General features: G+C 34.9%; 17 protein-coding genes. 2 read left to right on the forward strand and 15 right to left on the reverse strand.

Annotation, left to right across the window (positions count from 1 at the left end):
• Positions 1-566 precede the first annotated feature (566 nt).
• The 9 genes from AC3WRL_RS18220 to AC3WRL_RS18260 form a co-directional block, all read right to left on the reverse strand.
• On the reverse strand, positions 567-1,193 hold the full coding sequence (locus AC3WRL_RS18220) for a hypothetical protein (protein WP_492330927.1): 627 nt from the start codon (positions 1,191-1,193) through the stop codon (positions 567-569).
• 217 nt (positions 1,194-1,410) lie between these two features.
• Complete coding sequence (locus tag AC3WRL_RS18225) at positions 1,411-1,929, reverse strand: DUF2911 domain-containing protein (protein ID WP_214825920.1); 519 nt, start codon at positions 1,927-1,929, stop codon at positions 1,411-1,413.
• 21 nt (positions 1,930-1,950) lie between these two features.
• Positions 1,951-3,642 (reverse strand): sodium:solute symporter family protein, encoded by a 1,692-nt coding sequence (locus AC3WRL_RS18230; protein ID WP_214825921.1) that lies wholly within the window; start codon positions 3,640-3,642, stop codon positions 1,951-1,953.
• 100 nt (positions 3,643-3,742) lie between these two features.
• A complete protein-coding gene (locus AC3WRL_RS18235) occupies positions 3,743-6,247 on the reverse strand; it encodes a PIG-L family deacetylase (RefSeq protein ID WP_492330928.1) in 2,505 nt (834 codons plus the stop codon).
• 312 nt (positions 6,248-6,559) lie between these two features.
• Complete coding sequence (locus AC3WRL_RS18240; protein WP_492330929.1) at positions 6,560-7,807, reverse strand: epoxide hydrolase family protein; 1,248 nt, start codon at positions 7,805-7,807, stop codon at positions 6,560-6,562.
• Between the two features lie 236 nt (positions 7,808-8,043).
• On the reverse strand, positions 8,044-8,829 hold the full coding sequence (locus AC3WRL_RS18245) for an MBL fold metallo-hydrolase (protein ID WP_251040486.1): 786 nt from the start codon (positions 8,827-8,829) through the stop codon (positions 8,044-8,046).
• 148 nt (positions 8,830-8,977) lie between these two features.
• A complete protein-coding gene (locus AC3WRL_RS18250) occupies positions 8,978-9,823 on the reverse strand; it encodes a helix-turn-helix domain-containing protein (protein ID WP_214825926.1) in 846 nt (281 codons plus the stop codon).
• 617 nt (positions 9,824-10,440) lie between these two features.
• Positions 10,441-11,427: a terpene synthase family protein gene (locus AC3WRL_RS18255; protein ID WP_214825928.1), complete on the reverse strand. Its 987-nt coding sequence runs from the start codon at positions 11,425-11,427 to the stop codon at positions 10,441-10,443.
• A gap of 59 nt (positions 11,428-11,486) precedes the next feature.
• Positions 11,487-12,503 (reverse strand): terpene synthase family protein, encoded by a 1,017-nt coding sequence (locus AC3WRL_RS18260; RefSeq protein WP_214825930.1) that lies wholly within the window; start codon positions 12,501-12,503, stop codon positions 11,487-11,489.
• Positions 12,504-12,967: 464 nt separating this feature from the next.
• Between AC3WRL_RS18260 and AC3WRL_RS18265 the strand changes: the two genes are divergently transcribed.
• Together AC3WRL_RS18265 and AC3WRL_RS18270 are read left to right on the forward strand one after the other, a co-directional pair.
• On the forward strand, positions 12,968-13,456 hold the full coding sequence (locus AC3WRL_RS18265) for a hypothetical protein (protein ID WP_214825932.1): 489 nt from the start codon (positions 12,968-12,970) through the stop codon (positions 13,454-13,456).
• A gap of 122 nt (positions 13,457-13,578) precedes the next feature.
• Positions 13,579-13,740, forward strand: a complete 162-nt coding sequence (locus tag AC3WRL_RS18270; protein WP_214825933.1) for a hypothetical protein — start codon at positions 13,579-13,581, stop codon at positions 13,738-13,740.
• Positions 13,741-14,252: 512 nt separating this feature from the next.
• On the opposite strand, the gene AC3WRL_RS18275 is transcribed toward AC3WRL_RS18270, so the two are convergent.
• The 6 genes from AC3WRL_RS18275 to AC3WRL_RS18300 all read right to left on the reverse strand — a co-directional run bounded on the left by AC3WRL_RS18275 (position 14,253) and on the right by AC3WRL_RS18300 (position 23,486).
• Positions 14,253-14,405 carry a hypothetical protein gene (locus tag AC3WRL_RS18275; RefSeq protein WP_492330930.1) on the reverse strand — a complete coding sequence of 51 codons (153 nt, stop codon included), beginning with the start codon at positions 14,403-14,405 and terminating at the stop codon, positions 14,253-14,255.
• Between the two features lie 233 nt (positions 14,406-14,638).
• Positions 14,639-15,091 carry a hypothetical protein gene (locus AC3WRL_RS18280; RefSeq protein WP_492330931.1) on the reverse strand — a complete coding sequence of 151 codons (453 nt, stop codon included), beginning with the start codon at positions 15,089-15,091 and terminating at the stop codon, positions 14,639-14,641.
• A gap of 591 nt (positions 15,092-15,682) precedes the next feature.
• Positions 15,683-16,048 (reverse strand): hypothetical protein, encoded by a 366-nt coding sequence (locus AC3WRL_RS18285; RefSeq protein WP_492330932.1) that lies wholly within the window; start codon positions 16,046-16,048, stop codon positions 15,683-15,685.
• Between the two features lie 8 nt (positions 16,049-16,056).
• Positions 16,057-19,539, reverse strand: a complete 3,483-nt coding sequence (locus tag AC3WRL_RS18290; RefSeq protein WP_492330933.1) for a DUF6443 domain-containing protein — start codon at positions 19,537-19,539, stop codon at positions 16,057-16,059.
• A 3-nt stretch (positions 19,540-19,542) separates the two neighbouring features.
• Positions 19,543-21,933 carry a hypothetical protein gene (locus tag AC3WRL_RS18295; RefSeq protein ID WP_492330934.1) on the reverse strand — a complete coding sequence of 797 codons (2,391 nt, stop codon included), beginning with the start codon at positions 21,931-21,933 and terminating at the stop codon, positions 19,543-19,545.
• Positions 21,934-21,938: 5 nt separating this feature from the next.
• Positions 21,939-23,486, reverse strand: a complete 1,548-nt coding sequence (locus AC3WRL_RS18300) for a T9SS type A sorting domain-containing protein (protein ID WP_492330935.1) — start codon at positions 23,484-23,486, stop codon at positions 21,939-21,941.
• Between the last annotated feature and the right edge of the window lie 125 nt (positions 23,487-23,611).

Genomic DNA, 23,611 nt, shown 5'->3' on the forward strand with positions numbered 1-23,611 from the left:
AATAAGAGAGCCTATGTTGGTAGGCTCTCTTGTCTATTAATGGTGTATTACTTCTTTTGCTTAGAGTGATAATAAATCGTGACATTCACAGTCAATGAAATCACAAAACCTCGTATAATTGACCATAAAATTATTTAATTTAATTCATTCCTAATGAATTAGTCTGGTTTATAATTATTCAGCCAGAATAGGTTAATCCAATTTGTGATCCTCTTCAAGTATATTCAAAAGTAATTTGTTTTTACCTTATAAAAGGTAGAATTTCATTATATGGCTTTCCAAAAATAATTCCATACAAGGAAACCAAAAATAAAATAACTACAATAATTAAAAAAACAGGTTTGTACCTGAATACCATCCCTTTCTTTTGAGTATACCTGTAATTAATGTATGTGCCCATTAAAAAAAGACCTGTAAATATGAGTATAAAATAATTTACCTGCATAATAATTTTAAATTTAGTGATGTGTTATCAGGTTCTTCAGCTACAATTGCTCTACTTTTTTTACTTATTTCAGTTTATTTATTATAAAAAATTCATTAAACGCTGCAGCTCGCTCTCAGTATTATTTTACTTTATCTACTCTTATTTTAACTGGATAAATTGATGCTTTATCAACCTCAAATGATACTTCTACCTTATCATTCGTTGTTAGTGGTTTTCCTTCATTATCATAAAATATTGTTTTATCCGATCCCCGTCCCGCATCTTCAGGGACAAAAACGCTGTTATTTCCATTTTCTGCCCACTTCAGCTCTATTGGAGTAATAGTTTCTCCGTCATCACCCGGTGCTGTATTTACATATACTGATTGGGGTCTGTCAACATAAACAGTCATTCCTGCAGAATAATTCAAATAGCCTGTGATAGAAAAACGTTTCCCTTCATTCGTTTCTTTATCAGCTAAAATTTTTTGTACTGCCGTCTTCGACGATTCCATTGGTGTTCCTTTTTCAAGGTTTTTACCACTTTCAAAATATGAGCATGAGGTGGCTGTTGATAATGTTCCTGCAATTACTGCTGTTATAAATAATGTTTTAGATGTCATATTAATTTGGTTTTTGGTATTGATGTTTTTGGGTATCTTATAATACTTATAGTCTGCTTTATTTTCTTCATAGCCAGCGCTAATTCCCTGATTAATATTATGGAATTTTCTCTTTAGCAACGTTCGCTTATTAAGAAAAATCATAATTTATTTTGATAGATCTGATTCTAAATAATGATCATGTTTTATTTTAAGAAAGATAATGGATATTTCAAAAATAATTTAAAATAAACATAGGGTGGCACCTCATCTAATTTTAATATTGGTACTCTTTCACAAGAATCGTAATCTTTGATACAATATCAAAATTTTAAACAAAAAAATCCCGGATTAACGGGATTTTAATTTGTCATATTTAGATTTATTTGATCTCTACAGGAACTGAGATTTTATCCCAATCCATTGTGAATCCATTACTGTTTATTTTATAAACTAAAGTTTCCTGTGTTGCTGGTAAAGCTTTTGTTTTTACATCAACACGTAGAGCATCTTTTGCTTCTTCGTACTTATAAGCTCCCCATTGTTTTGGCTCTTTATTAAAAATCGCAGTCCAGGTTCCGCCTTCTTTAGGGATCAGGAAAAAGCTATATTTACCTGCAGGCAGCGGTTTACCCTGAACGGTAATATTTTTATCTGTTTCGAAAGTTGTTGCTTCATTGGCACCAGCACGCCAAACTTTATTATAAGCTTCTAAACCACCCCAAATTGTACGTCCTTTAACAGAAGGACTGCTATAGGCTATGGTAATGGTTGCATCTTTAATTTTTCCCGTAGCAGTAGCCGGAGGGCTGGCAGGTTTTTTAGTATCCTGTGCAAAGGCATTCACTGAAAGCGTCATTGCAGCAAAAAGTACGGTGACAGATTTAATCATTGTTTTCATAATATTTTTGTTTGTTTGTGCTTACGAATTTACTGCTTTCGGCTTATAAAACAATAACCCGATTGCAGAAAATATAATTACTGCCGCTGCCCCAATTACATTAAGCCAAAGGAAAGAAACGATATCGAGCTGATAAACGGCAATAACCGCGATTTCTGATAAAATTGCAGAAATAAATACATTTGAACCGGTAATTTTTTTATAGTAAAAAGCGACAAGAAAAATCCCCAATATCGGGCCGTAGAAAAGAGAACCTAATACATTAACCGCTTCAATAAGGGAACCCATTTGAGTTGCAAACATGGCTACGCCGATTGAGAAAATACCCCACGCTAAAGTGTGCAGGCGACTGTACTTCAATTCGGTTTTCTCATCAGGAATTTCTTTACTAAATATTAAATGAACATCTTTTAATGAGCAAGCGGCAAGAGAATTCAGCGCTGCCGAAATTGAACCCCAACTGGCCAGAAAAATAACGGCAAATAATAAACCAATCATCCCTACAGGCAAGGTATTTTTTACGAAATACAGGAAAATGTAATTTGTATCCGTTTTCTCCGCATTATAGTTTGAATTATTGATCGCTTCTTCTACTCTGCCGTGAAGTGCTTTTACCTGGGTTTGTGTATTTTTAAAATCCTGAATTGTTTTTGTGAGTTGGGGAGAATGAGTTTCTTTCAACCTTAGAATTTCTTTCGATTCTGCATTAAATTTTATTTGCAAATTCTGATGCTCTTTTTCAAAGACATGTGCCTGTTCAGGTTTTGTTTCCTTTAAATATTGGTAAGAACGTTCGTTAAAATAAATCGGAGCCGGTTTTAGAGAAAAGAAAGCGAAAAGCAAAGCTCCGATCAGGAGAATAGCAAATTGCATCGGAATTTTAACCAATCCATTCAACAGCAAGCCCATTTTTGCATTGGTATTGTCTTTCGCTGTAATATACCTCCCGACCTGACTCTGGTCAGTACCGAAGTAAGAAAGTGCCAGGAAAAAACCGCCAATTAACCCGCTCCAAATATTGTATTTATCTTTCCAATCAAATTCTGTGGTGATTACATTCAGCTTTCCGGATTTCCCAGCCAGATAAAGTGCATCCTTAAAACCAACTCCATTCGGCATATTTTGGATAAGCAAATAACCTGCAAAAGCCATTGTTCCCAGAATAATAAGAAACTGTAATTTTTGGGTGTGAGCGATAGCTTTTGCACCACCAACATAGGTGTAAATCATCAGAATACCACCTGTTAAAACATTGGTTAAATAAATATTCCAGTTTAAAACGCTTGATAAGATGATACTCGGAGCGTAAATGCTGATTCCTGTTGATAAACCTCTGGAAAAAAGAAAAAGCAGTGAAGTAAGTACCCTTGTTTTTTTGTCAAAACGGTTTTCTAAATATTCATAGGCCGTGTAAACATTTAAACGCTGAAAAATCGGGATGAAAGTGATACAGATAACAATCATCGCCAAAGGCAAACCAAAGTAATACTGAACGAAACGCATTCCGTCTGTATAAGCCTGACCTGGTGCTGAAAGAAAAGTAATTGCACTTGCCTGCGTGGCCATAATACCTATAAGCACAATGTACCAAGGCATTTTATTATCTGCTTTCAGGTATGATTCATTGCTTTTTTGTCCACGACCGATAAATACGCCGTAAACAACCACAGCAACAAGTGTAAAAATGAGAACGGTCCAATCTATATTACTCATGCCCAGAATTTAGTAAACAAATAATAAAATGCGATCTGAAATACTAATGCAATTGCTAATAATATGTACCAGGTATTCCAATTTTTAAGTTGTTTGTTCATCAGTTTTTCTGTGCAGATAAAAAGTTTAAAAACAAACGTGCCGCACCAACATTTCCCGCAGGCAACTGTCTGAAAAATGCCAAAGGTGTATAAATAAAATTACCCTTACCATACTTAGCATATAAAGTTGATCCCTGCAGAGGCTCTTCATCTGAATCGTGCATTTCAAAAAGCGGTTCATAAGCCGAATCCCATTGAGCAGGGAAATAGGCGCCACGCTCCTGTACCCAACCATTAAAATCATCCGCAGTGATTTTGTTCGGAAAGTTCAGTAACTTATGATTGGGATTTAAAAACGTAACCGCAGCATTTTCTTCGGTAACCCTCTTATTGGTAATACTGAAATTGTACATCCCCAATTTATCAACTGCTGTATCCTGATTGGTGTTATACTGCATTACCAAATTACCCCCGCCTTTTACATAAGACCATAAAAAAGGCATCCAGCGACCCAACTTCTTCTCTGTGTTATTGGCACGAACACCAAGTATGATTGCATCATATTGCGATAGCTTGTTTTGATTAGCTTTTCCGCCAGATTCATCTAGGTTTCCATAAAAATCTTCGTCTTTCAGGACTTCTACCTGAATACCTGCAATGCGTAGGAACTCAGGAATGAAATCGCCTGCACCTTCTATGTAACCAACTTTTCTAACTTTCGACTGAATATTGCCTTTCATTACGATTACAGTTGCAGGCGCAAAATATTGTAATGACGGTAAATGCGGGTATTGAATTAACACCTTTTTTTTATTGTAAGTTACTCCATCTGCAACATAATTTGCATCCAGTTGAAAACGATCCGAATGTATTGAGGCAAGCTTAGTTTTTGGAATAACGTAATCGACGGTAGTATCTTTTCCATTGATTGAACTTACATCAGTGCCGCCTAACCGTTCTCCGTTATACATCAGGTTCAGATTACCGTTACTGTATTGTTTGTTAGAATTAACCTTAAAATTTAAACTCAAATGTAAATCTTCATTTTCTTTGACCAAATAAAGGGGTTGTGTAAATTTCAGTTCCAGTGCAGGAACAATGCGTAAGGCTTCGACCACATCACCGCGCACAGGGTCTAATTTCTTGAAAGATAAAGGAAGTTTAACCTGAAACTTGTCCGAACCTATTCTTAAACCAAGTAAGATATTCAGTGGTGATTCTGCCTCAGGCAAACCGATTAAAGTATCATTTGTAACAGAGAAAGTTGCCGCATTCGTGGCTGGTCTTTCCAACCAGTAAGGTTCTGTGAGTGCTGCATCAGCAGGAATCTGAATTTTATGTTCAATAGTAATTAAAGAATCTTTTGATAGTTTTCTATTGAAGCTTTCTGACTTACTTAACCATTTTACATCTTCTAAAATAACAGGATTTAAAGTTCTTGAAATCAGATTCAACTTAAAATTGTAGTGATCTCCGGCAACAGCTTCAGCTTGATTGGTAACTGCCTCACCCATGAAGCCCACGCAGCTTAAAATGATATTATCGAGTGCTTTAATTTTATCCTTTTTTAGGTCTATATCATTTAGCGTCATAAACTTTTTTCGTAAAGCAAGCAAAGCAGGTAAGCTAAGGTCTGGCTCGTTGAAATTGAAAGCGGAAATAATTTTATCTAATGATTGGTCAATATCAGCGTTTCCCTTTGTGGTCCATGTTTTAACTACCCCATCAAAAAGTGTTGCTTTTGCAGGTTCACCAATAACGTGAGTAAAATATTCGGTTCTGGTCCCGGCCACAGACTGTGTTCCTGCACCCTGGCTTTTATGTAAACTTCTGCTTAATCCTGCCAATTCACCATAGCCCATTCCCAGTTGCGCATCATATTGCCCAACGGTAACTTTCAGTTGATTTTCAGCTGTCGTATTGACTGCACCAAAGCGGAAAGTATTCCATAATACGCGTTTGGGTTGCCATACATTAACATATTTTAGTTGATCTGGAAAAGCAGTTTTATCGCCTGCCAGCTTAAAAGCTTTTTCTGCAACCACAGCCGAAGCCGCATGTTGTCCGTGGCCTGCCGCTGCAGTAGGTGGAAAACGACAAATGATAACATCAGGACGGAATTTGCGGATTGCCCAAACTACATCCGCTGTAATGCTGTCTGCATCCCATTGTTTAAAGGTATCAGTAGTATTTTTAGAGAACCCGAAATCAATCGCCCGGGTAAAAAACTGTTGGGCGCCGTCTAACTTTCTTGCTTCCAAGAGCTCATGCGTTCTGATTAAACCCAATGCAGCCCCCTGCTCTGTGCCTAATAAATTCTGACCACCATCACCTCTGGTTAAAGACAAATAGCCCGTTTCTACATTTTGGTCGTTTATTAGCCAGGAGAGTAATCCTGTATTTTCATCATCGGGATGAGCAGCAAGATATAAAACTTTAGGTAAGTGTTTAAGTGTCTTAAGTTCGCGGTAAATTTCAGATGATTTTGAAGGCCGAACCTGTTGGGCCGAACAAAAAATCGTATAAAAGCCAAGAATAAATACAGTGCTTACTTTTTTGAACATTTTAATTTGCTTTGCAGGGCAAATATAAGTAAATCATCTTTCTTTCAACCTTAACATCTAAGAGCTTCTCATTTTCTTTTTGTGGGAGATTTTTTCGATACTCCATCCACGCTGATTCTAATGTAAATCAACTTTTTCAATTGTAATTTGTTTTGGAACTTTTAAGAAAGAAATTCAGCCCGTACCTTTACTCTAACAATAATTAACGTTTTAAGGGTTACAATATGTTTCGCGATCTAAAGCTATAAGCTAAAATTTGTTTTTGCTTTTGATAACATACAGTTATTGTCACACAATCTTTTATTACGTTGTTTAGCTCAATTTTGAGAAAAAATCTGTAATATCTTCAGAAAGTAATTCCGGTTGTTCCACTGCAGCAAAGTGCCCACCAGCAGACATTGTTGTCCAAGATCGGATATTAAAACCTCTTTCAATATATGACCGGGGTGGAGTGGGCAATTCTTTTGGAAATTTAGCAAAGCCAACTGGTATCGTTACGAACTCATTCTTTTTAAATACTAGTGGGTTTTTACTGTTTTCTTTATAAATCCGCATAGAGGAATGTATGGTTTGTGTTATCCAGTATAAGGTGATATTGGCAAGCAGCTCATCTTTGGTAAAACTATTTTCAATATTTCCATTATTATCACTCCAGCCCTTAAATTTTTCAATGATCCATGCACATAATCCAACAGGAGAATCATTTAGCCCGTATGCAACTGTCAGTGGTTTCGTAGCATGTATATAAGCATATGCCCCTTCCCTGGCAGACCAATCAGCTGCAGTCTTCTGAAAAGCTAATACTTCTTCAGAAAGCTGTTCACCATCTGCTATATAGGGCTTATAAGAACCAGAGATATAGTTGAGGTGCAAACCAATAATATGAGATGGATATTTTAAAGACAACCATGTGCTGATCCCAGAACCTATATCACCACCTTGTGCTCCATAACGTTGATACCCAAGTTCCATCATTAACTGATGCCAAATGTCGGCAACAAACTCACTGTTGCAACCGGGATCAGTAATTTTACCAGAAAAGCCAAATCCCGGAACAGACGGGATAACTAAGTCAAAAGAAAAATAAGGATCTTCAGTCAATAGAGGTATAAGTTTCATCATTTCCAGAAATGATCCTGGCCATCCATGGGTAATTATCAATGGTACTGATCGTTTACCCTTTCCTTTAATATGCATAAAATGAATCTGATATCCATCAATATCAGCCATGAAATTGGGATAAGAATTGATTTCAGTTTCAACTTTTCGCCAGTCAAATGTTTCCTGCCAATATGTTGTCAATTCTTTCAAATAAGAAAGATCAGTACCATAATTCCAATCGGATCCTATTATCTGATCAGGCCATCTGGTTAGATTTAACCTTAATTTTAGATCGTCCAGAACTTGTTGTGGAACCTTGACTGAAAATGGTTTAATCATATTGCTAGGTGTTGGCATCTCCATAAATGAATGATTTATTTTTGTGATTAAAGGTAACGAAATACCCATTAAAGCTAAACTACTCTTTTTAATTAATTCTCGTCTGGTTAGAAGATTCATTGTTATAAATTTAATCAGAAATTGCTAGTTTTCAACCGTAACCCTTCCCCTAAAAGCCGTAGCGGTGTCAATTAGAAATCCCCAATGATTACTTGATAAAAAATTGATAATCTGAACTTTAATTTGATTCCAAATTTTTAAAGTTTACATACCTATTGAATAGTCCCTGGGGTCAATTTATTCGGATGATTTTGCAGCTTCAAGAATCAACTGGGCTACCTTGAGGCATTTTCTGATTATTTTAAAAGTTCAAACCAATCACCAGGTTCTTTAATCATAATACCTGTATCTAGATCCGCTAAGCTGGCACTCAATCGCTCTAATGCATGTGGAGTCTCGATATAGATAGGTGGTTGATGCATGGTACCATAATGTATTGGAACCACAAAGTCAGCTCTAAGGATATTTGCAGCTGCAGCAGCCTGTTCCGGAGTCATTACAGCTTCAACGGGACTCATTGGCCTAAGTGATGGAAAATCTACAATTGGCGCATTTATCGGTAGGAATGCAATATTGAAGGGACCAAATCTGTGAAAAATTTTCCACCAAAAGCCATGATACAAGGTATCTCCGGCATGAAAAATTCTAAATCCTCCAAACTCTACAATCCAGCTCAACTGAGGATCTCCGAAACCATCAACAGCAGGCACCGAAAAAATCCGATATGGCCCGACTTTTCTTTCTTCCCACTCTCTGACTATTTCAGTCCTGAGCTCATATTTTTTAAGTTCGATCTCGGCATCCTTCGTCAATACCATATCTGCATCGCTCCCTCTAGCCTCAATTGGCCTAAAAACTATCGCATCTTTGCTAAGTGCCACACTTAATGCTTTAGGATCTGCGTGGTCACTGTGTAAATGTGTTAATAACGCGACTGAGGCCACGCCAGTTTTAGAAGATGCCAAAAATTGCTCCTCAGGATTGCGTATCACAGCCAACGGCGAAATATCCTGAACATAGTCTATCAAAAGTGTTTCTCCTGCACATTCGATTTCCACCCCGGCCCACCCCAGCCTACGCATCCTAACTTTTTCTTTATTATCCATAATTTTTCTCATTTTTTATTGACAAGACAAATGTGCAAGTAAAAAAGAGGCCATTGATAGGCAAATGTTCCTTAACAGTTAGCAATTCTTCCTGCGCTGGGTAAAGAGGAATACTATAGTAATTTTAGTGGGACTTCTGCTGCGATGCAAATTTATCACGATATTGAATGGGAGATATACCTTCTCTATTACGAAAAAACCGACTAAATGTCTGAATATCATTGTAGCCTAATTGATAAGCAATTTCCTTGATTGAAGAATTGCTGTAGTTGATCTGCCTTCTGGCATGAATCATAATCCTATCATGAATAATTTCACGAGGAGTACGTTTTAAGACCGTTGAAAATAAATTGGCCAGTGTTTTTGGTGACTTGTTTAATTTTGATGCATAAAAAGCAACGTCATGATGTTTGAAAAAGTAGGAATCGACCAGATAGTTAAATTCCCTGATGATATCCAATTGCTTTTTCTCCAAGCTTTTTAAATAAGTGGATTTACTTAAAATCCTAACAGAGAGAATTAGCATTCTCTTAAGCATTGTTTCCAACATTTCTTTTTTCAGGAGATTTTCCTTTTGCATTTCTTTACAGAAAATTTTCCATGAGATCTCAAAATCTTCGGCTTCACTTTCATTTAAAACCAACCTTGGAACGTGTGTTGTACTATAAAACAACAGACCTTTGCTCCCTACTTGGCTATCCTGATCAATCATGCAAAAAAAAGATTTATTGAACCTAATCATGCGGGCGCTAAAGAGTTGTACATGATCAATTTTGTGAAATTCAGTTAAAAAGATAATCTCATTTCTTGAAAATTGATAGGGAACATTATCAATGGTTATTGCTAAACTGTCTGCCGTATTCCAGATAAAAGTCTTGTCCATTTTCTGAGCATGAAAAACACTATCCTGATTTTCACTATCAAGTTCAGTAAGACTGAGAAACTCCTTCGAGTCATTTTCGAAAACCATGGTTAAATATATAGCTCCGCTTTTGAAAGCGCCAGATATCCTAAGGTAATTGTTTTGTCCTTAAAAAAACTTCCATGATTACATTTTACATACCTTTTCATAAACTAAAGTTTTAACAAATATATTAAAAATGAAAATTGAATATGAAGTGATTTAAACTTATTCTTCAAATAAGAAAGGGATGTCGTAATTTGTATTGCAAAACATAATCATTTCAAAATCACTCCCATGTACAGTATACTTGACAAAGATATAAACTAAAATTGCTCTTGAATTATTTAACTATGATGAAATTAAACCTGACCGTTGTTTACATCTCGACCAAAGTATTATCCAGGAACATTACATAATGTTCCATTACTTACAGGAAAAAAATCTTTTGGATGAATTTTAAAATTTTTTCCTTTTTTCATAAATTTGAATTATAGATGTCAAATAGTTATTTTAATGGATTTTTGTTAAATCGAATTGTATAAAATAAACATCATTCTTACCAATAAAATCCAAAACTTAGATATACATCTCTAAGCTTTGGATACTGTTTGATCACCCCTATTGTCCTTTCAGACACTAAGGGAAAAAGAGGTTATAGTGTAAATTAAGTATTTAAGTTTATATTATTTATTAATTTCAGGCCAGGCAAAGCCTACTCCTCCATGCTGGTATCTTTCTGTCTCCAAATAAAAAGAATTTACACCCTGCAGACCAACTCCTGCATAATAAACAAATTTATCTACATACTCCTGATATTCACCAAACTCACGATACTCAGCATGTAAGGCGAGTGCAGCTGCCAATTCTTCATTATGAATACGAAATGCCTCTGCACAGGCATCCTCCAGTGAAAAATTATATTCTTGTTGCAGTACAAAAACCAGGTTAAAAACTTCCGTTCCCTTCGCCATTTCTTTTGGTAGGGAATGAATGTCGTTTTGCCAAGCGACAACTAGGGTCATATGAGATATCATCTTTTGAAAGACAATATGCTCAAAAATATGTTCTGGCAGTACAAGTCCCGATTCAATTTCACCAAAAATCAGATATGGACGCATAAGAACAGAATACTCACGAATGGTTTTGAAAAGAGTGAGAGACGGTGGACGCTGCGCTATTTTGTAAGGATATTCCAATTCGATTCCGTATCTGAAGGATTGATAGAAATAGTAAATAAAACGCTCAACCCACATATCAGGCATCAATGCACGGAATTCATCCCTTATCAAAGCCATATGTTGATAGAGTGCATTTTCTTCCTGCCTTGGTTGCGCTCCCTTAAGAATATCTACACAACGAATCCGTAACTGTTGGATTTCCTCTAGGGAAGAATGCTCCACCTGATCATCAAGAGCGACATACTGGAGCATGAACCTATTACAGGGAATACTCTGCTCATAGGTTAAATCAGGCCACATACGTGCAGTACACATATGGAGCTTCATTTTTTTGTATATTTTCCGCTGTTTTTCTGTCAGAAAAGTATAGTCATTATCAATCCATCCATCCATATCTTTCCCCATTTGTTCTGCATGAGGATTGATAAGATCAGGCCAGGGATAATGGCCAAGAGGCAGGTAATCTTTTGAATTATATTCTTCGGGTTTCATTTTGTTTAAGTTTTAATTTTTGTAATATCATAGAATGGTACTGGTTTATTCTTGTCGGCTTATCGCATCTGGTTCAGTTTTTCTTTGAGTTCAGCTGCATCTGGAAATTCCATTCCGTTATAACGATCCAGCTTCGTAGAGATGTTTTTCCATCCACTCAGAACCATACTCATGTAATGCACCCAGTTGACAACAGCGTCTTGCCATATTCCAAAATCAGGAAGGGAGGACTGAAGTGCTATAAACTCTTTCAGGTCTTCATTATGAAGGCGAAGATCCTCGAGACAGGCTTCTTTCAGAGACATCTGATTCTCATGTTGGAGTACTTTTACAATATTGTAATAAATACTGTCGGTGGCCTCGTCTTTTAATACAGATTGTACTTCATTGAAAAAAGTAACCAGGTGACATGCCAATGTCTGTAAACGAATGATCACCGGATGCTCATGTATTTCTGGGGGCAGAACAACACCCGTTTCTATTTCTGTAAGCTGGAGAAAGGGATAGAGGCAGATTGAATTTTCACGCAGAGCAATACATTCCGTTACCGTGGGATAGGTTTTGTTTTTCTTATACCTTAACTCAGCTTCTAATCCATTAAAATACCTGCTGATCATTTTTGTGAAACGGAAAACTGATTCCTGTGGAATAAACTGTAAAAGTTCCTCTCTTAATGATGCCAGCATAGGACCTAAAGGTATTCCTGAATCTTCGGCGGTTATCTCACCGTTCAGTATCGCAATCGATTGGGCATGCACATGTCCTATGTCATCGGGCTCGCTTTCTTCGTAAAGATCATCATTGTACAGCGTCCATAGCATTAGCCGGCATATGGGTTTAAACCGGTCTGGAGATGCGGTAGGAAACCATTGAGCAGCAATATGTGCCGTTTTCGTTTTTTTGTACTTTTTCCGAAGATCAGGGTTCTGCTGATAAAGCCACAGATACTCCCCATCAATCCATTGATTTTCTGTAAGTTCCTGTAACTGTTCGGCGTTGGGGTTTTTTAATGTAGGGAAGGGGTACCTGAACTGTTTGCGTAGCAGTTCAAGGGTACTGAAATTTTCAGTGCTCATTTTGTGATGTTTTTTGGTTTTTAGTTTGAGACTAATATATAATTAAATTTAATTACACAAGTAATTTATTTCACATAATATTGATATTTAACATCATTATATTCTAATATTACATTATTAATGCATGATTATGTACACATAATAAATGTAATTGTAGTATAAAATTTTAAATGTGTTTGCTTGTTTTTAGTGATTTTCGCATCTTTTTTTAGCTAAAAAACTTTGAAAGAAGAGTTCTAGATTTAAAGCCCTACAACGGGGCTTTATTAATTTGCTTTATAGTTTTCTACTATGAATAAATCAAACTTTGGATATTTGGTAGATATTTTTTCAATTATTATTTTTATATAGATCCAATTTAACCCACCAAGTCCCGCATCAGCTTTTTTGTTTAAAATCAGAATAAAAAAAGATGGGTGATCGAAAAATAATTAATTTTAATAAACTAAACTGGCAATTACATTATGCATGATCAGCTTTACGAAAACGCAAATAATTTATACACCACTGTTCTTCTGCCTTTAACGGAAAAAGACAAACTAGTAATTGAAAAGACGATAAAAAATCATTACCAGATAAATGTTCTGTTACTGCCGCTGTTAGTCTTAATTTATTTTTGGGGATTAGTGTATTTTCTCATTTTCCTTGCTGTCGTCCTTGCCTATAATATTTCTGCTTTTTACAGTATTAATAAACATGAAGTCTCATTAAATAATCAAAAAACTGTATTAACAGGTAAAATCACCCGAAAGGAGCCTCCTGGAGAGGAAATGATCTTTTTTTTCGGTCCGGAGAGATTTGACGTCACGTATGCAAATATCACATACCCTGTTGAAGTCGGTGATACAATTTCTCTTCATTATTCGCAGTTCAGTAGTAAACGAAGAGGCATTCTTCTCAGTGTGGAAAAAGAAAATTATCCAATCAGCTACGCAATGCTTGTTAAACCTTAGTTATTTCAACTAACAAGAGATTTAACACAATAAATTAATTCTGAAAATCAGCAATCAACCGCTGCCTGTAAGCCGGAATATTTAATATTTGTTTTTGTCAATTATTTTCACTATATTGATATATGAAAAAAAGTGAAAGTCAGCACAGCATAACACATGCAGGAAAAATGAACGAACGAACAAGAGCTTTGGAAGTTCTTGAAAAAGCTAAGCAAACACAAGGGAAAATTACATTCCTAAGACAAGGAGCAGGTAGAAGCTTTAAGCCAAAAAATGAGGAGTAATAAATTGAATTATTTTATATCTTCAAAGAGTAAATAAACAATATAAAGGTGTAGCTAAAACGTTACACCTTTTTCTTTTATTCCGTTCGTCCATACGACATTATTAATCTCACTAACTTCTGACCATTTACCTCAACACTCTGGATCCTCCACTTGTCCAATGTACATGGCTTCTAATTTCATCGCGCTAATACTCTCTCGTAACACATCTTTCTCTTACTCCTTCTTGTCACATTACCTGTAGCTAAATAAGCTACCCTGTAGGTGGCTTATTTGTTAATTATTGATTGTTTGTATATTAATATCTTAACTAATGAAGTGAAAATTACACCACTTCACGACTTGGGTCAAAATTTTAGACTACAGTTAATCAAAATTAAATTCTCTCAGAATAATTAGTAACTATTTTTGTATATTCAGTTTTTGCAACATCATTGAAATGTAGCATTTCATCCAAAATTTCTACTTGCTCTTTTACGTTGTAAACATATCAGAGCTTGTTCCAAATGATTCTAAAAATTTTCTTTCATCACTAAAGAAGTGAATCCAACTACAGCTATTTCCCAATCTCGGGATCCAATAATAGCCCACTCCTTAGATTTAGAAAATATTGCCAGATTTCCGTTCATCTTCTGGCTAGCTTGAGGTGCTATCTTATTATGCATTCCAACCGGTAGTGAGCACCTTTAATAGTATATTATATTTAGTATTATTTTACTCTTACAGGAAGCTAATAAAGACACCCTGACTGCTATCAATCGTCCGTCAGAAATATCGATATTATAAGGAATTATAGCTTTCTTTTTATAACTCTTGTCAGTTACTTTGGCTATTTTACTCATACAATAGAGCCTTTCCTAATTTAAAAAAGCTTACATCAAAATTCACAGACTGGTATTTATCTTTCCCTCAATTCATTGAGCCAATCATCAAAAACGCTTCCAGCCGTTTTTTCAGCATCACCAGTAAATAACGCATCATACCCCAATTTTGCATTAAAGCTTTCAGTTTTAGGATGATAATATAGTTTAGCAAACTTAGGGACTTCCTCATCATACTTTTCGAAAACGTCTTTCAGTTCCTCTGCATCTTCAGTTCCGAGGTCAAGCATATCAAATATACGATTCATTGAAAGGTCAAATTGCTCTTCAGCATAGTTATTAATATTATTTATTTCTGTGTAGTGTCCATTTACCTTATAATAAACATTAAAGAAATAACCATTTTCCAATGAAACAAAAATGTATATACCATCAATATCCACACTATTTCTATTTACAAATTCGAATGCCAGTTCAGCCATTCTCGTAAAAATATTTTGTGATTTTTCTTGAAATTGTTCTTTATTCATCTCATTCATTCATTAAAACTTGTCTGTATAGTTTTCCATCAAACGTATACCGCACATCAAAACTCGAAAGTCGTTTACTTTTACTGGCTTTCATTGTTTGATTGCCTTTTGATCAGTTCATCCAAAAAACTAAAGACGATTTCTCTCCTGGCACAGTCATGTTATTGGGTTAGGATTAATGCACCTAATTTACGAAAATAGCCTTTACACAGGCATTGACAATTCATAAATTATTTCCAGTATAAAATGTACCTATTCTGCTTCCCCGCTTTCTGTGATGCTTTGGATATATCTTCCAGATTAAACCTTTTCCAAGCACACTTAGATCACAAATAATGATTCAATAAGTAAGTTCTACAAAAAAATACTTTCAGATTCCATTTAGTCTTTAAATTCTATACATAAAATCCGAGAAGACATTAGTTTCTCGGATTTATTTATAGACTTGGTTAATCTTTTCCAGACGAGCATTATGCTCTCACCAACAAGGCAGTCTAAAATAGACTGCCTGTTTTTAAATTATATTATAAATCAATTTTCTTTGCTAATATTGATAATAAACGAAATTAATATGCTTGTAATATTACTCCATTAATGTTTTATTGGCTTTACCATAATCATTAATATTATCATTATCACAAATAATATAAATAATGCTAAATATCCTTTATAACTCTCTTTAAACTTATATTCTAAAAACCGTTCATCTTTGACAAAAAAATAGTAAGCAAAAGACATTACAATTGGAATAATTAATAAAAAAATGTACTTATTAAGTAGATGAAAATAATTATTAAAAAAAATATTATCAATACTTGAAAAATTTAAATTAATAAAAATTGAAATAACAGCGACTAACCAAAATTTCTCAATACCCTTATCCTTATCTTTAAATCTATCCATCCTTTTATATAAAGAATTAAGATGAAAGATAAGATAATCTATAGTTTTTATCATAATACTGTTTACTTTTTAGGACCGAGTCCCATATCATTAAAAATACTTCTACCTGTTGCTGCTTGATATCCTCCAGTTACTGCACCATATACTAAAGCTGCTCCTATAGTCCAAGGTGAGGGAATAAGACCAACACCTGTCATTATATGATTTGCCCATCTTTCAGTATCTCCAATTTGTCCATCTGCATATTGGAGCTCAGTAGCAACTACAGCAACCGCTGCTAAACCATACCCCCCATATCTAGTATATTTGCTTAAATTAGCTGCAGTCGTAGAGCTCATTCTTATTCCTGCAACAGTTGTTCCCACATATGGTCTCGCTAGATCATTCAAAACAGTAAAGTTGACATAATTAGGATTCAACGCTCTACTTAAAGCATAATTACCAAAACGAGATGTAGCTTCACTAACTCCCAAATGACTGGCACTAAAATATCGGCCATTTGCCAAATTTGTAAAAAAATCTTTATCTTCAACTTTCCCTCCATTCCCATCTTGCAAATTACCCATATTCCTTGTACGCAACCATGCAAACGAATCTTCATTTGGTGCATTTGTAATGTTATATACAGGTCCAATGCTGTTGGATCCTCCGCTATAATCGCCATAGCCATATCCACCCCAAGGAGAATAATAAAAGCCAAAAGGAAGATAACCTCCGCCAGGATTATTACCTACTACTACCTCTTGGATAGGGTATGGATTATTAGCACCGCCCGGAGAATTAGGAGAAATTGAACAATCCGGAGGACAGTTTGCGCTTTCTCCAAACAGCCCTGTCGGATCTTTAATAGCTATAGGATTATTAAAAGCATATCCATAAGCATCTAATGAGAGAGAACTTAAAGGATCATGCTGTACGAATCTTCCCAGATCAGGCATATAAGAACGGGCATTCATATCATACATTCCTGTTTCCTGCAATTCATTCTCCAGATAGCCGTATTTATAATTAGGATTACCTAATCCTATATTATTATATCCCTCATGCTTTAATCCAAAAGGATAATAGTTGTTTTCTTCAATGATCTCTGTTGCTCCATTGGTTCCTTTAAGGTAACTTACCCTTACATTTCCAAGATGATCTGAATAATTGTAAATATACTTATTTTTTATAAAATCATAATATCCTTCACTTGTTGGCACAAATTGAAGCCCTGATGGAATAACTGGAGTTAATAAACCTGAATAAGAAGAATATTGAAATCCATCAATATAATCTGTGGTGGTAATTGAGTTTGAAATACCTGTATATGTTTTAGCAACTTTAGTACCGTCTGCTCTATAAATATATTGAGTAATCCCTTGTTTTTTTGTTCCCGGATTTACACTTATATTATCAGGAAGATTTAGGAAATTATAAGTTATTGTATTTATTCCTTTATCTAAATGATTTTTCATATTCCCACTGTCATCATACGTAATTGTATTTCCTCCAATGGGATAGCCTGCTCCATTATTAGTGGTATCTTTTACTCTTACAAGTCTGTTGCTGTTATTATCATAGGTATAGCTTAATCCATCAGCATACTCAGCAAAAGTACTGTTTTGCGACTTTTTAAACCGCGATAGAAGCAATATATTCCCATTGCCATCATATTCAGCACTTTCGTTAAAGTAATAAACATTTGGATTTGTGGCATTAGGTTCCATATAAAGTCCACCCGAAAGTCGGTTGACTCCATCGTAGCTATAGTCGTATCTTCTCAATACCCCATCACTTTGGGTTGCCCAGTCGATCTCTGCGATATTTCCGTTATAGAGTGCATTATTGCTTTGTGGATTCGTGTATTTAAGTTCAAATCCGAAAAGCTTATTATTTAAGCTGTTAGGGTCATTAACGTGAGTTAAAGCCCCACGTGTATTGTATCGGTAAGACAGTGACTGTATACCATTACCTACATTTTTATTCTGAAGCTGTCCCAACTCATTGTAAATATATTCAGCGAGAGTTTCTTCTGCTCCACCATTTATCTGATGAATATGTTTTATTAATCTATCTTGATGGTCATAAGTAAAGGATTCATTGATTGTTACTTCCGGACTATTGGCGTCTTTTTTATGATGCGTCAAAATATTCAATGGCACTCCGGAAAAGGTAAGCGTAGATTCTCTTTTGGTATAACCACTCAAATGGTTGATCGAATGTTCTGCTATTGTTCTTCCTTTCTCATCATAATATATATAGTTTTTTGTCCAGCTATTATTCTCTATATTTTTTACAAAAGAAGCCAAAAGATTGGATTGGGTAATCACTCCTGAACTGTTTGAAGGACTTCCCGGAGGATACGTATCATAATAGTTAACACTTAAAACCGTCATATTATTTTGCGGATAAGTATTCCCATTAGTGTAATAAATCGTGGAACCTTCTAAATCAGTAAAGCCACTGCTAATCCTCGTTTCACCAGGATTTGTATTGATTGCAGCCTGTTGAGCCAGCCTGTCACCTGAGCTGTTCAGAAGCCCCGTATAAGCAATACGACCAAAAGCGTCATATTTTGTAAAGAGCCATTTTCCTTGAGAACGTAGACTAATATCCTGCGACATGACTAATCTATCCATCTGATCGTACACCATATATTTCCAGTCTATTCCTGGAGGTTTACTTTCTACCAAACGATTCCAGCCATCATATCGGTATTGATAAATTAAGCCTGCCAGAATATCAGGGGTAACACCATTATTTGCTACAATCTTCTGGGTTGCTAAGGGAGGTATAACAAAAGCTAATTGATTATATTCGTTATAAACATAATAAGTACTAAGGTAAGAAGAACCTTCCTTTTTACGTGTCAATAAGGTTTGTCCTTGCTCATTTTTAAATTCTGTAACCTCATGTCCATCTTCATCGTTAATGACGGTTTTATATAAAGCTCCTTCAGGATAATTTATGAGTTGAGAATTCAAAACAGAGGAAATGACTCCGTTATTCAAAGTTGAGGTTGTAGTAAATTTGTAGACTTCTACGTTATTATTAATATAATAATTATAAATAGACTGCTTACCAGACCAGTCACTTCCTGGACCCGCATAAGACCGCAAACGATCTAAAGGAGAATTTTCTAAATTCTTTTTGCCATATATCAGTGCATCCACACTGCCAGAAGAGGTCTTATAATATCCTGAAGTGGAAGGTGGAACCTGGATATTACCATTTTGACTGCTCATTGGCACAGGAAGCCAATCTTCAACTTGTCTTCCGAAGTTATCATAAGGAATATGAGTAACCAGATCATTACCAGCCGGAGAAGCATGAATCATTACATTTTGATTTGGTTTCCCTAATCCGTCAAAAAAAAGGATACTCTGAATCTGCTTCGCTTGGGGATTACTTATAGTTGTTGGCTCCAGATAGTTACGAACATAGATATAATTTTCATTAACTCCCGAAAGATCTGAATTTTGTCCATTAAATATTGGCGGAACCGTCTGTGCGTAATGCAAAAGACCCACCAATATCAGTATAATAGAATATGTTTTTTTCATAGTTTAATCTTTATAGTTTTTATATCTGTATTGATAATCCTCAAGGATATATCCGTTTTTATCTTTAATAAATTGGAGTCTGCCCGCATTGTCATAAATATAATATTGTTTCACTCCGGATGGAAGTGTTGTGCTTCTAACTCCAACTAACGGGTCATATGTATAAGTGGTAATCTGATATCCTGATAATGAAGGATTATTTCTGAAAGTATTTAATGCTGATAGCAATGCATCTTCTGATACCTGAGTTCCTGCACCATTATCCACGTCTGAAGCAGCAATGATGGCTTGTGCCAAACTCTGGACCTGAGTATAAGTTGCTCCTTCAATTTTAGCGATTAAAGAAGATTGATTATATCCATATACCATGGCAGTTGGTACTCCTGAAACATTTGAAAACTGTAGAAGGTTGTCCTTGTTGTCATACAGATTCATATTTACACTTTCTTTCGTGCTCTCATCTGCGATATTGGTAGTAAGAATAGAAGTGGGTAACAAAGAACCATTATTAAATAGTACTTTTGATCTTGAGAGTAGTTTTCCATTTTCCTTTTCTTCGGTAATTATTGGAACTCCTTTCATATTTGCATTTTCCAAATGAGAATAACCAGGTAAATTAATAGGATATGTAATGAATTTTTCTTTTATATTTCCATTAACAACCGATTTTAAATAACTAGGCTTAAGATTCACAGCATTGATACTAACCTCCGATTCTTTAGTTATACTTTTATTAAAAGGATCAAACACCTTCTCTGTTTGGTTTGTTTTTAGAATGTAAGCGATCTTACTGGAAATATGTTCTGAAATCTGCACAGAATATTCCGGTGTAATTTTGAAATCATACTGGCTGTCCTGATATTGATCGAAGAAATAATTATATTCTTTTTGAGAAAGTAATGCACTCTCTTCATTATATATTTCTTCTTTGGACGGTAACCCCCATCTTGTAATATTATAATTAGGCCAGAAATAGTAATAATTGACATATAATTGTGAAGTCAAGTATTTCGGATAATCATTAGGAGTAATAAATGTTTTTTGTGTATATCCTTTACCTGCTTCCCATATCTTAACATTTTTATAAAGAATATAAGCAACATTTTTCTGGTCAGAATACTCATCCAGTTCACCAAAATATTTATATCCTGATGAAGATGTCGTGCCAAAGAAATTATAATCATAATTTATCGTTCTTTCAGGAGTAGTATCAATACTATTTTTGTAATAGTTGATGTTTTTAATTCTTTTCGCCAGGTTTGCAACTGGAAAAATATGATTAGGATAAACATGATCTTCATAATTATACTCCACAATTCCTCCGGCAGGTAATGTTATCTTCTTTAAAATGCCCTCTTGCTGCCCAGACTGTGCACTATTTTCATAATCAAAAACTGTTTGTTCTATTTTCAGATCAATTTTATCATTTTTTCTTATAAAACTTAATATACGTTTTCTTTTCATCTGTTCATTGGAAGGAAAAGATGAAATATATGTGTTAATTAAAAAAGAATATAAGACTTCTCCTGCAGGATTTTTAAGACTTATTTTATTTAATCGCAAAGGGTCATTTACGGTATTTACTAAACCATCATCATAAACAAAGTCAAAGTTAACTTCTCCTTTTGAAGTCTTTATTGATTTTATCTTGCAATATTTTTTGATTTCTTGATTCGGAAAAGTCTTACTTTGTAACTGATAATCAAGGTTTGCGATTTCAACATTGGATGGGCTCACAATTTTTGTAAGATAATAGGAAGATGTTATTCCACTAGTGATTGGATAATCATATGCGTAACATCTAAATTGGTAAGTATCAATTTTAGTAAAGTTATACTTATAACCATTATCAGTTATAATGGTAAAGTCGATAGGAGTAAATAATCCCGGGTTCGTATTAGAATTATTAACTTCTATTTTAATGTTGTTAGTAGGCGTTAGATTGACCACTTTATAAACACCGGCCGTCTTTTTGATGGCAAGTTTTCCAGATAAGTCAAGCACATTATAATAATAAGTATCTTCTTGAGAAATAGAAGGATAATTCACTCTATCACATTCTCCTACATTTCCTCGCTCTTCCCTGTAAATAAGACTTGTTCCAAATAATGACCATCCTTGGCCTACATCACTAATACCGAATGTATTTTCAGAATTTCTGACATTATATCGTAAACTGATAGGATAATCTACACTATGATCCGGCATAGGAACATTTAAAATAGGAATACTAATACTAGGAAGTCCCGTAGCTTCATTTACAGGTGCATCTATATAACTGGATAACGAGGCAATGGATTTTTCTAATGCCATACCACTCTGTGCATATCCTTTACTTAATCCCAATAATAAAAAGAAAGGCAGGACAAAAAAATCTTTATATATCTTTTTCATCATATTTATTGTTTAATGAGTTTAGCGGATGTCGTTTTACCCTCATTTGTTTTTACAGAAACTAGGTAAGCGCCCTTTACAAGTGATTGGGTATTAAGCTTGGTGATTTTGTTTTTCGTTTTTACATTCTGTAATTGTCTTCCACCCATATCATACAATGTAATATCAGCATCTTTAAAATCAAACCCAATTTCTACATAAGCATAATCTGACACTGGATTCGGATAAATTTTGATATCTTGTTTTTCTATTAACTGATCAACTTCTTTATCTCCAAGCTTTATAATCTTCCAGTTCTCTTTTCCTAATTCTTCTGCGCTGGTTCCTGCTAAAATGATGGATCCATCTCTGTTGAGCTTAATATCAGATAATCTTTCTTCTTTCCTTTTTGATTCTCCTTTTACATATTTTCTCCACTGCTCATTACCATCTGGATTCAGATATAGCATCCAAAAAGTCTCATCCTCTGCTTCTATTCTCCCTTCAGCTTGAGTATATCCACCCAACAATATTCCTTTAGAAGTTTTATCATCAGCAGAATAAATAGTACTCATTCCCATTAAAATATCCCTATTTTTAAAGCTATAAGATTTTTGCCATTGTTCCTGGCCTCTATCATCAAGTGAAATTAGCCATAGATCTGTTCCTTCAGTGGTTCCTACTGTTTTATTTCCAGATTTTTCACTTCTTGATTCTCCTCCAATTAAAAAGCCGTTTGAAGTTAAAGCTAATGTTCTTAAATGGTCATCTCCTTTGCCTCCATAATTCTTTTCCCATTCTACTTTCCCATCTTTATTAATTTTAATGATCCAATAATCACCTTCACCGAAATTTTCTGTTTTCTTTGATCCTCCAATATCACTTCGTGAATAAATCCCCAACAAAGCTCCTCCATCTCTAGTTGGTATTATCTTTTCAGTTTCGTCTAAACCTTTCCCACCTAAAATGAGTTGAGAGAGTTCTTTTCCGTTTTTGTCAAGTTTTATAATTAAAACATCTTTTGAACCATAATCTTTAGATGAGTTTTGTACATTTCCTGCAACAAAAAATCCTAAATCCGTAGTTTGAATAACCGATCTGGCTTCTTCATCAGCACTTGTTCCCAATGTTTTCTGCCACAATTCATCACCAAATTCATTGATTCTGATTAGCCAGATATCCGATCCACCCTTCGAATCTTCTTTCTTATCAACACTTTCCGATGAAAATGAGGTTCCTGAAACCAAAAAGCCACCATCTTGTGTAGCTACTGTTGCAGACAAATAGTCATGATTGCTTCCTACGAAAAACTTTCCCCAAACTTCTTGACCTTGCTGGTTCAGTTTTACTAAATGAAAATCGTAGCCGTTATTTTGTTTTGCGGTCGCTGAGCCTGTCGAAGTATTGGCCTGAATAGTACTTCCAGTAATCAAATACTGACCATCTATTGTGGTAGTTACTTGGCTTAGAAAATCCTGACTACTGGATTTAATATTCTTTTCCCAGACTATATTTTGTGCTGAGAGACCTAAGCCTATGCATAAAGTAAATGCACTCATGTAGAGGTTTTTCATGTGTATATAGTTTTATTTATCTTGAATTTAAGATGGTTCGAATTTAAAACTTTTTAGTAGCTGTAATTTTCACATTAATTAGATTTAATATTAATTTTTTATTAATCATTTTTCATTTATTTATA

The sequence above is a fragment of the Chryseobacterium sp. FW101-FHT12H09 genome (assembly GCF_058790395.1).